Source organism: Halomonas llamarensis, from assembly GCF_023555005.1.
Lineage (GTDB): Bacteria > Pseudomonadota > Gammaproteobacteria > Pseudomonadales > Halomonadaceae > Vreelandella > Vreelandella llamarensis.
Genome location: NZ_JAMJPJ010000034.1, coordinates 25,141 through 36,790, shown reverse-complemented (window position 1 = coordinate 36,790; position 11,650 = coordinate 25,141). Strand labels below are relative to the sequence as shown.

General features: G+C 55.7%; 10 protein-coding genes and 1 pseudogene. 5 read left to right on the top strand and 6 right to left on the bottom strand.

The window, feature by feature from the left end:
• The first annotated feature begins 334 nt into the window (after positions 1-334).
• A complete protein-coding gene (locus tag M8006_RS15185) occupies positions 335-700 on the top strand; it encodes a hypothetical protein (protein WP_250083642.1) in 366 nt (121 codons plus the stop codon).
• Positions 701-709: 9 nt separating this feature from the next.
• On the opposite strand, the gene M8006_RS15180 is transcribed toward M8006_RS15185, so the two are convergent.
• The 6 genes from M8006_RS15180 to M8006_RS15155 form a co-directional block, all read right to left on the bottom strand.
• Positions 710-1,573, bottom strand: coding sequence for a Brp/Blh family beta-carotene 15,15'-dioxygenase (locus M8006_RS15180; protein ID WP_250083640.1), 864 nt, complete (start codon positions 1,571-1,573; stop codon positions 710-712).
• 76 nt (positions 1,574-1,649) lie between these two features.
• Complete coding sequence (locus M8006_RS15175) at positions 1,650-2,852, bottom strand: lycopene cyclase family protein (RefSeq protein WP_250083638.1); 1,203 nt, start codon at positions 2,850-2,852, stop codon at positions 1,650-1,652.
• A complete protein-coding gene (locus M8006_RS15170) occupies positions 2,849-3,883 on the bottom strand; it encodes a phytoene/squalene synthase family protein (RefSeq protein ID WP_250083637.1) in 1,035 nt (344 codons plus the stop codon). The genes M8006_RS15175 and M8006_RS15170 overlap by 4 nt, the downstream gene beginning before the upstream one ends.
• A complete protein-coding gene (gene crtI / locus M8006_RS15165; RefSeq protein ID WP_250083636.1) occupies positions 3,880-5,457 on the bottom strand; it encodes a phytoene desaturase family protein in 1,578 nt (525 codons plus the stop codon). The genes M8006_RS15170 and crtI overlap by 4 nt, the downstream gene beginning before the upstream one ends.
• 17 nt (positions 5,458-5,474) lie before the next feature.
• Entirely contained in the window at positions 5,475-6,611 is a 1,137-nt protein-coding gene (locus M8006_RS15160; RefSeq protein ID WP_250083635.1) for a polyprenyl synthetase family protein, read from the bottom strand.
• Positions 6,612-6,674: 63 nt separating this feature from the next.
• The gene (locus tag M8006_RS15155; RefSeq protein ID WP_250083634.1) at positions 6,675-7,505 is read right to left on the bottom strand and encodes a bacteriorhodopsin-like; all 831 of its coding nucleotides are present in this window, start codon (positions 7,503-7,505) and stop codon (positions 6,675-6,677) included.
• Positions 7,506-7,901: 396 nt separating this feature from the next.
• Here M8006_RS15155 and idi point away from each other — a divergent pair, with 396 nt between their 5' ends.
• From idi to M8006_RS15140, 4 genes and pseudogenes are all read left to right on the top strand, one after another.
• Entirely contained in the window at positions 7,902-8,501 is a 600-nt protein-coding gene (idi, locus tag M8006_RS15150) for an isopentenyl-diphosphate Delta-isomerase (protein WP_250083633.1), read from the top strand.
• A 97-nt stretch (positions 8,502-8,598) separates the two neighbouring features.
• A pseudogene (locus M8006_RS18455) lies at positions 8,599-9,118 on the top strand (IS1380 family transposase); the annotation flags it as partial.
• 420 nt (positions 9,119-9,538) lie between these two features.
• Positions 9,539-9,697 (top strand): hypothetical protein, encoded by a 159-nt coding sequence (locus M8006_RS15145; RefSeq protein ID WP_250083644.1) that lies wholly within the window; start codon positions 9,539-9,541, stop codon positions 9,695-9,697.
• A gap of 141 nt (positions 9,698-9,838) precedes the next feature.
• On the top strand, positions 9,839-11,620 hold the full coding sequence (locus M8006_RS15140; protein WP_250083632.1) for an acyl-CoA dehydrogenase: 1,782 nt from the start codon (positions 9,839-9,841) through the stop codon (positions 11,618-11,620).
• The last annotated feature ends 30 nt before the right edge of the window (positions 11,621-11,650 follow it).

Below are 11,650 nucleotides of genomic sequence, written 5' to 3'. Positions count from 1 at the left end.
TTGAGGCTGGACATCTGCTGCAAGACCGTATTGACTATTTCCATGAAAGCCTGTGCTCGGGTGGTGATGTTGTCAGAGACCCCATTATCTGAGCATCAGGCTTTCTTTAAAACTGTCCGAACCATTGAGGTAATAAAATTCACGATAGAGAGAAGTTGCCATGACCGTTACCAACCAACCCAAATGCGCTGAACCTTCCCCCAATCGTCTGCCATGCCGTGGCTGTTTGGCGAGCTGTAAAAACTTCGCCACTTTCGAAGGTAAACCCTGGCGGACTCAGCCGGGTTAATTTCTGGCCTGGTGGAATCCGGAAAGCATGACGGGGAGAAATCAGATGATGAGCAAACCAAACGCAGCGGCCTTCTGGCGGTTTCTGGTGGCTGGAGTAACTCTGGCGCTGCTGGCTGGGTGCAGCGACCCGGCCCCTCGGGAAGTCACCCTGGCCGTGCTGGCAACCAATGGTAGCGCCCATGACGGTAACCGGGTGGCCACCCAGGGGCGCGTGCGGTCGTTCGATGACCCGCTGCATTACTGGATTGAAGATGAGGACCTGAACCGCGTGGAGGTTGCCCCCCATGCGCTGGTTGCTCCGCATTTGGGGGAGAGGGTGCGAGTGGTGGGTGGCTTTACCTACTCCCCTGAAACAGGGCGTAAGCTTGAACTGAAAGGTGTAGAACCCCTTAGTGAAGCCGACGATTAACGGTAGCGTTCAGGGAGTGCGCCGCGGGCTGGCAATCAGCTCCAGGACCATATGTGGCACGGTCAAGACTGCCAGCCCGATAAAAACAATCCGCATTAGCGCTGTCTCGCTAGGCAAGTCGATCAAAAACGGCAGTGCCCCAAGTGCAAGCGCATAGGTGGCAAGAGTAATGGGGGCAATGGCTTTGAGACGTTCACGCCAGCCATACAGGCCCAGATCTCGGGCGGCCAGTTCCAGGTGGCGCGGGCTGTGCAGAAAGCACCAGTAAGCGATGAAATACGCCAGCGGGTGCAACAGCATGGCACCAAAGGCGAGTAACAGGGGGTCGCGCCAATCGCTGGTGGCTCGCTGGGGCCTGAGTATCAGGCAAACAGCGAGCACCGCTCCGCTCAGCGCCAGGGTATAAGGCGCCACCGCCACTAGCTGAGCCGCCTGGGTGGCGCCGAGCATTTCAAATAATGGCGTAACCTGTTCAGGGTGCAAACCGACAGGCAATGATAGCACCCACAGCCCATAAGCCGTGCCGCCGAGTTGGCCGATCCGCACGGCGATATCATCCGCGAAATGAAACGCGGAATAGAGCAAAAACGCCACCAGGGCGACATTCGGGGCTTGCCACCAGAAAGCCAGCACCATCCCTCCCAGTGCCAGATACCCCACATAGAATCCCAGCATTTGCAGCCGACCGTTAAGCGGCAGATGGCGTTTGGCCACTGCACTGTCCAGGCTGCCATGGGGCAAGCCCAGAATCGCTGTGCTGACCGCGAGTATGACGTATAGCGGCCATTCGCCGGGCACAGCAGAAAGACCAAGTGCCATTCCAAGACCGACAGGAAACAGCCAGAAGGCGGGAGGGCGATTGGCGGTTCTCATGGGCGGTGGCCCTCCATTATTGAAATGCAAATTGACGTTACGGGTTAACCATGGACACCATGACGTAAAGCGGTTGTTAGCGAGCGCGGGATGCCATTGCCCAGGGTGGCAAGGCAGCCCGCATAAAAGGCCCCGGTGGTAGCGCTTTCATGATCGCTAGCAGGTCGCTCCAGCGGGGTTGGTCACCCAGAAAGCGCCGCTGCTGGCCCGCCGATGTGGCGGAAAACAGCGCTAAAAACCAGCCGGGGGCGGCTTCGGGGTGTTGGCGGATAGCGTGGAGAAACACACTGTCCATCCAGTTCAGCGCGGGGGAACGCAGCCGCGGAGGCGTTAGCCGCCAGTGGCCGCTGGCTCTGGCTTGTTGCAACTGCCTGGCAACTTCGGCGGCGCCTTGCTGGCAACTGGCAAACATGTAGCCGGTCGCCGCCCGCATCCAGCCGCCGCGAATGCCTGCAGAGAGATAGCGTGCGTTCAGGGTGGGAGGCGTTACCGACATCATGGGCAGGCAACCGGTTTCGCTGCGCTGCACCGACCAGTGCTTGCCAAGCTGTTGATTCAGCCAGTCGGCAAGCATCCAAGGAAGCCCAGAAGCGAGTAGCGTCCGACACTGTTCACTGTGCCTGTCAGGGTGAAAACAGGTCCATTCTACCAGCAAGCGCTGCTCATCCAGTGGTAACAGGTAAACAAAATTAATGCCGTCCTGCCCGATTTGAAAATCCATCAGGCAGGCGCTGGAAAGGGCATAACCGTGGCCGGGTTGATAAACTTCCACGCCATGAAAAACCTGCCAGACACCCATGGATTGCGAAAGAGCGCTCAAAGGAGGTGGCCGCGTGTCGATGACCAGCCGGGCATTGAGGTTGCCATGGGAGGTAGTAACACGCAGTGATTCATCCTGCGGTATGACTGAACTGACCTCGAGGCCACGTGTCAGCTGGAGTTCTTCATGCAATGCAAATCGGGCATAGGCCGAACGGCGCATGGCATTAGCCGTTAGCATGGCGTAAGCGTTATCAGGGTCGCAATGCTCGACGCGTTGGCCCTGATGGCTAACCTGCCAGCGTGGCCAGCGGTGGCTGATAGCCTCACGGAAAGGGTGGGGCTGCTGGTCCCAGAAGCACCAAGTGCGATCATGGGTGTCTTCCTCGCGGGCTTCCAGCAAATGCAGGTGCGGCAGCGGCGCATTGGCTGGCGTTATGTCGACCAGCCAGCTGGCAATGCTCAAGCCTGCCAGGCCAGCGCCAAGAATGGCGACATCGGTATCGGCGGGCAGTGTCATGGCGCTGTTTTTCCCGCGCTGTTTTGCGGGGTATTCGCCAGCGTTCTGGGGGTAAGCGCATAGGCTGCCAGAGTTTTTTCAAGCCCCTGGTGAAGCGTTTGGTCGTGGCGGGCCGGAGTCGTATGCATCAGCGTTGGAAGCGCCAAAATGCTTTGCCGCACTTTGTTGGGGGTGGGAACAACCACCCGCTGAGCCCAGTAATCCGGCGCATTCAAAGACACAATACGCCGCCCGATCTGGCGGTAAACCCGCAGGGCAATGCCAATCGCCAAGCGTGAACGAGCGGGTAAATACGCCAGGCCCTGCCAGCCACTGGCGTAATAATCTTCGGCACGCGCAACCAGATAACGGGTTGCCTGCCAGGCCTCGTCGCGGGCATGGGGGGTGCCGCGTACAATCGCATCCGCTGTGACGTTATCGCTCATCCAGGTCTGGGGCAGGTATATTCTGCCGCGCTGAGCATCTTCAAGCACATCACGGGCAACATTGGTCATTTGCATGGCAATGCCCAGGTCAATCGCGAAGGCTAGCGAGTGATCCGGTTCGCGGGCATTCATCAACTGACACATCATGACGCCGACCGTGCCGGCAGCGCCATGGGCATAATCAAGTAGCGCCGGTTCGTCTGGCAGGTGCAAGGGTGAGAGATCCATCACCATGGTGGCCACCAGCGCTTGCATGGCATAAAGGCAGCGGGCATTCTGTTCAAACAGCGCCACAATATCGGCTTCAAGGGCATCGACAAGTTGCCGGTCGGCGTTGGTCAACCCCGCATTGGCGAGTGGCTGGCTGGCCAGGTCAGGCAGGTGAGCCTTTAATCGGGATTGCAAGCAGCAAAGCACCTTTCTGGCCCGTTGCCGTTCCGGGGTGCCCACCGCGTTATCGGCAATATCGTCTACTTGACGGCAGACATAATAAAGCCTGGCACCATCGTCCAATTGCTGACGAGGTAAAAAAAAACCGGCCCAGTGAAAGCTTTTACCATGTCGCCGTAAAGTGGCGTGTGAGGTTGTCGTCGCTGTTGTCGTCATGCCGGGGTCTCGTCCTGAGTCGGTGTATCTTGCGGGCGAGTAACCGGGTGGGCTTTTCTTACCAGCCTTTCTACCACCCCGGCAGAGGACACCACGCCGGGCACCCCGGCGCCGGGGTGAGTGCCAGCCCCTACGAAGTAAAGGTTTTGATAATGCGGCGAGCGGTTGTGGTAACGAAAGCCGGCTGACTGGGTCAGGGTTGGAGCAATGGAAAAACCGCTGCCGAACGGGCTGGAAAGCTCACTGTGAAAATAGCGCGGCGAAACGGTATACGTTGCCCCCAGTTGCTCAAACAGGTCTGGCATCAGGCGTTGCTGGAGTGTTGTCAGAATGCTCTGGGTCAGCTGAGGCTCTAGAGTCGCCCAGTCCTGCTGGCCTTTCAGGTTAGGTACTGGGGCCAGCACGTAAAAGGCATCGCCGTTTTCCGGCGCCATGTCCGGGTCTGTTGCGCTTGGCCGGTGCAGATAAAGGCTCAGATCTTCGGGTATTTCGAAATCATCAAAGATGCGGTCAAGAATTTTCTGGAACGTGTCTCCAAAAACGATGGTGTGATGCTCAAGCTCGGTGTAGCGGCGCCTGGTCACAAAATAGACAACCAATAGGCCCATGGACTGTTTCATTCTGCGCCGAAAGCCGTTGAGCAGTTTGCCCCAGGCGGGCATGGGCAGCCAGTTTTCATAAACGTGCAGTGGGTCGACGTTGCTGACTACGATATCCGCTGGGTAGTGCTGTCCGCCGCTGACCTCAACCCCTGTGACTTCTTTTTTGTTTACCTGCAGGCTTGTCACCTGCTGATGGCAGTGGATAACGCCACCATGGCGTTGAAACAGTTCCGCTAGAGCGCTGACCAGTGCCCCGGTGCCCCCTTTGGGAAACCAGACGCCGCCACGCCGCTCGAGCGCATGGATCAAGCCGTACAAGGACGATGTGCGGAAGGGATGGCCGCCCACCAACAGCGATGGCACAGAAAAAGCCCGCCGCAGGCGCTCATCATCAAAAAAATCCGACACAAACGTATAGAGGCTTCTATCGGCTCGCAAGCGTACCAGGTCGGGCAGTACCTTGAGCATATCGCCGACCCGGGTAAAAGGCTGTTCGGCTAGATCCACGAAGCCGCGTTGGTACATTTTTTCGGTGGCGGCAAGGAAGTCGGTATAGCGGTGACTGGTTCCCGGCGCCAGACGTTCGATTTCCATCATGGTGTCGTCAATGCTGCTTTTATAATCAAAGTAGCTGCCATCGGCGTAATCCATGCGATAGAAAGGCTCGACCGGTAAGAGCGTTACGTGATCGTCAAGACGTTCACCGAAGCGCTCGAACAACGCTTCAAACAGAAAGGGGGCGGTGATCACGGTTGGGCCTGCATCAAAAGCCACCCCCTCAAGATGAAAAACGCGAGCCCGGCCACCGAGGTCGCTATGCCGCTCAAGCAGCTCGACTTGCCAACCGTCAGACAGTAACCGTAACGCTACCGCCAGGCCACCAAAGCCTGATCCAATCACCACCGCGCGACGGCGTTTATGGGGAGGATGAGAGACACAATCCTGAGACTCAAGAGGCGCGATAGCAGTCATCGGAGCGATTCCTTCGGCTAATATGAGGGTGACATTGTCTGGCGATGTGCTTGAAGCTGGTCACGTAATCTGGTCAGGATGGGCAACAGGGCAGCGCCCAATTGCTCAGGAAAATGACTTACTAGATTTTCCGCACGTGTTAGTGCCGCAGACGCATGGCAAATGCAGCGCTGCAGCGTGTGCCAGGCAGGGTCAGGCAGCCGACGGGTGAAAAACGGCCAGTGCTGTGGCCAGGCGTGGTAAGCATGAAAGGTTTGTGGCTGACAGCGACTCGCTGCGCTCAGGTCAACGTCATCCAGGTCATCAATGATCTGGTAAGCCAATCCGACCGCTTCGGCAAAGCAACGAATATGGCGGTGTTGGTCGTTACTCAGGCGGCCACCCAGGGCGCCGGCCTCCAGAGGCAGGGCAATGAATGGGGCCGTTTTGGCCAGTGTGGCTTCAAGGTAAGCGCCAAGACTAATACGCCTGACCGGAGCAAGCGGCGAATGATTGTCTACCGAGCTGATGGCAGATTGCTGGTCAGGGCGAGCTGTATCCGCCACTTCAATGCTTTGGCCAGCAATAACCCGGCTGGTTCGGTCCGTCAGCAGCTGCAAAAGCGCGAGACAATGAGCCGGTGTATCACTTTGCATGGCCGCCTGAAAGGCGGCGGTTAACAGCAAATCACCGCTACATAGCGCTACATTGGGATTATCGCGCCGCCACACGGAAGGCTGGCCGCGGCGCTGCACATCGCCATCGCACAGATCATCATGCACAAGAGATGCGTTGTGAATTAGTTCCGAGGCTGCTGCTGCCGCAATGCAATGTTGCGAAGGAGCGCCATAAGCGGCACCGCTCAGCAGTGCCAGGCGGGCGCGCAGCTGGTTACCTCGGGTTGAGAGATGATAAAGACTAGCAGCGGTAGCGGGCCAATCGGCAGGTGCATTGAGGCTTTTGCGCATCAAAGTATTAACCTGCGCCAATTGGCGAGCGATATCATCGTCGCTTTGAGCACTTTCACACGCTGTTCGAGCAGGTACAGTACTGTCGTTATTAGCGTCGTCATTGACACTTTCAATGGCATGGGCACGGCAAGACCGGTATACCGAGGTGCCTGTATCACCCATGTCATTGAAAGTGACATTTTGATTGCAAGTTGCAGTGGCCATACCAACATCCTTTTGCTCGTGGCCTTCCCTGGCCAGAAAACTCCTACAATGGACGGTCGAGATTTACGAGAATTTCGATGTCTCTTCACCTTCGACGCTATTTTCGTCTGCCGGTGTGGCAACAGCGGTTTCGCTGTTGGCTTCTTCACTTTCGGCCTGCGACTTGCGCATCGCAATAAAGAAGATGAATACCCCGAAGACGGCTTTGGCGACGATGTCGGCGACGGTGTAACCAATTTCAACAGCTGCGATGGCTGCACCACCGGTCAGGCCCACCAGCGGGAAGAGGTAGACGATCGGGTAGAATAACCAAGAACCGATGACCAGGTAGATTGAAATCTGCACCAGGTTCTGAACGCTTTTCGGCTGCTTGGAAATCGACTCTTTTAAGCCAACCACCAGCTGATAGACGATAAAGACGAACGGAATCATCGACAGTACCCAGAAGACAAAGCGCAAACCACCGACACTTGATACTTCACCCGGGTAACCCAGGATAATCATCAAGGCCGCGGCACCACCCAGCACAGTCGATTTTTTGATGGTGTCAGCTTTCGACAGGCGCATGACCAGAATCAGCTCAACGAGCAGAAGGGGAACGGTCAATAACCAATCTACGTAGCGATAAGCCTGGTTAAAGGGCTTGCCGGTTGCAATAACCTCGCCTGACGTTATGTCAACAGCAGCATTCCACGACAGCATAATCTGCAGATAGTGATAAGCCGCCACTGCGGTTACCAAGCCCGTGATAGTAACGGCTAAGCGATAGGCAGGGGCAATTTCAGACTTCATTAACCAGAAAAACAGCGTAGCGGCTGCCATCACGGCAAAGCCAAACGAATAGCCATTCTGAACAAATGAATACTGTCCCAAGGATAAAGCTTCAAGTTCCATGAGTTGTTCTCCAGCGGCGTTAGATGGTGCAAGCAGTCACCGTATACTTGCTTCTGACCTGCTCGCGCACTTATCGGAAAATGTGCTTGATCAAACCAGTAAGTACAGGCACACGGTGTGCTGCCGACAGGTTGCCTTTCACAAGGGTTATTCATGAGCCAATTATTGAATAACGTTAATTAGGCTAGGTCACAGGAAACTCCGCCGCAAGAATATTGTACAAAAACTATCCAAAAATATACTAACGTATATTTAAGAATTTACTAATAAATTGTTTGTTATGCCGGGTACAAGGTTTTTTATTGCCAAGAGTGGGCTTTGTCTGCTTATATGCTTGAAATGATGATAAAAATCTACGATCTTGCTCATTTAGGGAGCTAAGCCTGGGAAGTAGTGATGTCAGATCGTGAAGATCAAAAAAGTTATGCAGATAGCCCGCGCTTTGCGAAAACTGTCTCTTTTGATGACGAGCCGCTTGTGCTGGTGGATGAGCACAACCAGATACGTGGTTATGCCTCCAAGTGGGATTGTCATCAGGGGGAAGGGCAATTGCACCGCGCATTTTCGGTGTTTGTGTTTAACAAGCACAACGAACTTTTGCTGCAACAACGCAGCTCGCAAAAACCTCTCTGGCCGCTTTACTGGTCGAACAGTTGCTGCAGTCATCCACGCAGAGGTGAGGAGGAGGCTTCAGCGACCCGTCGGCGTTTATGGGAAGAGCTTTCTCTGGAGTTGGTTCCGACTTTTCTCTATCGGTTTCGTTATCACGCCCGTTACGGCGAGGTAGGCGCCGAACATGAATTGTGCTCGGTATATATTGCCCGTTCGGATGCTCCGGCTACTTTCAATGACAACGAAGTCGCCGACTGGCGGTATGTGGCACCGGAAGCATTGGATAACGAGTTGGACGTGAATGCGCAACATTACACGCCATGGCTAAAGCTTGAGTGGCCTCAACTGCGCCGTCAGTTCTGGCACCAGGTAGAAGCCATCTGAGATTCCTGAATCCGTGAGAGTGACACTGCGATAGTATTATAAGACACTGATATTAATGGTAAAATAGCCGTTAACATCCTTCACTCAAACCGTTCTCATGCCCAATATTAAATTCCGCGCCAGTTGCCGTACCCTCACCCGCCATGTGGGGCTGTCTATCATCGGCTAGTGCCTTGAAATCGCCGCCGTCGATAGTATCGACGGCCGTTTCCCCACCACGCTTGGCATGCGCACCAGTGACGTGATCAAGAACCACCTAGGGCTGCTGTGCCTGGGCATGAAAGACTATGATGCCATCGGGGATTTCCGCCGTGACAAGCCCTTTCAGCAGCTGCTGACCTTACAAAAGCGAGCACCGCCATGTTGCGCCAACGACTGGAGAAGCTCGCTGTCAACGATCTACAGGCGCGCACCGCGGCGTGGTCCACGACCCTGCTGTTGCTGGCCGAGGTACCCATCACCGCCGAAAAGGGGCATGTCTGCCTGGACATTGATACCTTCGTCATGAACAACAGCAACAAAACAGCGGCTTCGACAGCAAGGCCCATCTGGCGGTGGTCGAGCAGCAACGCCAGGCGTTTGCCGAAGACGGTCGAAAGCTCGACTATATCGTCAAATTGCTGGTCGGAGACTATCCCCAGGCAATCTGCGAGTGGCGATCACCGGTCGCAGGAATGCCCGTGTCTGGAAGGTCGAAACGTGAGGGGAATCGGGGGATTAGGCTCACGCAGCTCGGACATTTCCGATGGAAACGAACCCATGCCTCCCATATATGAAGCGCGCGTGATCAAAAATTGCTCACTGGCGACGATAGGGAAAGTGCCAGCTTCACGGCTTGTTAAGGCTGGACATCTGCTGCAAGACCGTATTGACTATTTCCATGAAAGCCTGTGCTCGGGTCGTGGTGTTGTCAGAGACCCTATTATCTGAGCATCAGGCTTTCTTTAAAACTGTCCGAACCATCCCGATGGTGGCGGTAATAATTGCGCGCCGCTTTTATTCGAAAGCGCTTATCCCTCTGTCGGCAAGAGGTCGCCATGTCTCGCCAAATGTTCGCCATAGCGCTGGCGCCCCTGCTGGGGTTATTTATTCTCGGGATCGGGAATGGCTTTCTTTCCACACTAATCACCGTGCGCTTGGATTCGGCGGGGGAGTCGGCGACGATGACAAGAAGAAGACCTAAGCCTTCGCGCTAAGCCAAGCGGTAAACCGGTGGCGACACTAGGGTTAAACTTTAGGTGAATGGTGTGCGAGATGTAGGGAAACTACTATCATGAATAGATAATTCCTTAATTTCACAATGATTTCTATCATCATTCTCCCAATCGAGGCCTTGCATGAACTACTACGCCGCCCCTGTGCGTGATCTACGCTTTGTATTAGAAGAGCAACTAGAACACCGCTCACTAAAGCTTCCTGTTTTTGAAGATGCGTCGCCTGATTTGATCGACGCTGTGTTGGAAGAAGCGGCCAAATTGGCCAACGATGTTTGGGCGCCACTCAACGACGTAGGCGATAAAAAGGGCACAACGCGCAACAACGACGGCAGCATTACGACGGCGACTGGTTTTGCCGAGGCTTACCAAGCCTATGCCGAGGGCGGTTGGAATGGCATCGGTGTTTCTGAGGCGCTTGGCGGGCAAAACCTGCCGGAGGTCGTGGCAAGTTCGGTGCAAGAAATGCTCCACGGTGCCAACATGGCTCTTGGGTTGTGCCCGATGTTGACCGCCGGTGCCATTGAGGCGCTGGCCCACCACGGCAGCGAGGCACAAAAAGACCGCTATTTGCCCAAGCTGGTCGAAGGCACTTGGACGGGCACCATGAACCTTACCGAACCCCAGGCGGGCTCGGATCTATCTAAAGTTCGCACTAAAGCGACCCCCGAAGACGATCACTACCGCATTAGCGGGCAGAAGATTTATATCACCTGGGGCGAACACGACGCTGCTGAAAACATTATTCACTTGGTACTGGCACGTAAACCCGATGCGCCCGAAGGCAATCGCGGTATCTCGCTGTTTTTGGTGCCTAAATTCTTGGTCAACGACGATGGTTCATTGGGTGAGCGCAACGACGTGACGTGTGCCTCCATCGAGCACAAGCTGGGTATTCACGGCTCTCCCACGTGTACCCTGAGTTTCGGCGAAAAAGAGGGCGCGATTGGCTATCTCATCGGCGAAGAAGGACGCGGGCTCAACCATATGTTCACCATGATGAACGAAGCTCGCCACAAAGTCGGCGTTCAGGGCATCGGCGTGGCTGAGCGCGCTTGCCAGCACGCGTTTGCTTACGCATTAGACCGAACCCAGGGGCGCAGCCCGCGCTCGGGGAAAGCCGATTGCACGATCAGCGACCACTTGGATGTGCGTCGGATGCTGCTTTCCATGCGTGCGCGTACCGACTCGCTGCGCGCCTTAGCGCTAACATGCGCCGCCGAGATGGATACCGCCCGCCACGGCGAATCAGACGAGGTGCGCGGCCAGGCTCAGGCGCGTGCCGATCTGTTGATTCCTGTCATCAAAAGCTTTTCCACCGATCAGGCGGTGGAAATTGCCTCGATAGGGATTCAGGTTCACGGAGGCATGGGGTACGTGGAAGAGACCGGCGCTGCACAGTTACTGCGCGATGCCCGTATCGCCCCGATCTACGAAGGCACCAACGGCATTCAAGCGCTGGATCTTGCTGGTCGCAAATTACAGCGCGACGGTGGCGAGGCCATGACAACGCTTATTGACGACGTGAATGCTACGGCCGATAAGCTTAAAGCCCATCCGCGTTTTGCTGGCCTAGGGGAAGCGCTTGCCGCTGGCAGCGACGATCTGCACGCCGCGATGGCCGTGGTGTTGGGGCAAGGTCAAGAGCTCGGTCCAGATGCTGTTCAAGCCTATGCCACGCCGTTTCTGAACTTGGCTGGACACGTGCTCTGCGCTTGGCAAATGGGCGAAGCCGCGCTAAAAGCGCAGGCGGCAATCGATAACGGCGCGAACGATCCTTTTTATACCCAAAAACTCGTCAGCGCCGATTACGTTCTCAAGCAGTGGTTGCCCGTGGGTCGCGCCCAGCGCGCTGTGATTGATGCCGGTATGCAGTGCTTAAGCGATTTTGCCGTTAGCTCGTAATGCAGTTCGACTTTCGGATACGTTTCTCAG

Coding starts and splice junctions, on each gene's coding strand:
- M8006_RS15155 (WP_250083634.1), bottom strand. CDS start 7,505: ATGGAACTTGAAGCTTTATCCTTGGGACAGTATTCATTTGTTCAGAAT.
- M8006_RS15160 (WP_250083635.1), bottom strand. CDS start 6,611: ATGGCCACTGCAACTTGCAATCAAAATGTCACTTTCAATGACATGGGT.
- M8006_RS15175 (WP_250083638.1), bottom strand. CDS start 2,852: ATGACACTGCCCGCCGATACCGATGTCGCCATTCTTGGCGCTGGCCTG.
- M8006_RS15170 (WP_250083637.1), bottom strand. CDS start 3,883: ATGACGACAACAGCGACGACAACCTCACACGCCACTTTACGGCGACAT.
- idi (WP_250083633.1), top strand. CDS start 7,902: ATGTCAGATCGTGAAGATCAAAAAAGTTATGCAGATAGCCCGCGCTTT.
- crtI (WP_250083636.1), bottom strand. CDS start 5,457: ATGACTGCTATCGCGCCTCTTGAGTCTCAGGATTGTGTCTCTCATCCT.
- M8006_RS15145 (WP_250083644.1), top strand. CDS start 9,539: ATGTCTCGCCAAATGTTCGCCATAGCGCTGGCGCCCCTGCTGGGGTTA.
- M8006_RS15180 (WP_250083640.1), bottom strand. CDS start 1,573: ATGAGAACCGCCAATCGCCCTCCCGCCTTCTGGCTGTTTCCTGTCGGT.
- M8006_RS15185 (WP_250083642.1), top strand. CDS start 335: ATGATGAGCAAACCAAACGCAGCGGCCTTCTGGCGGTTTCTGGTGGCT.
- M8006_RS15140 (WP_250083632.1), top strand. CDS start 9,839: ATGAACTACTACGCCGCCCCTGTGCGTGATCTACGCTTTGTATTAGAA.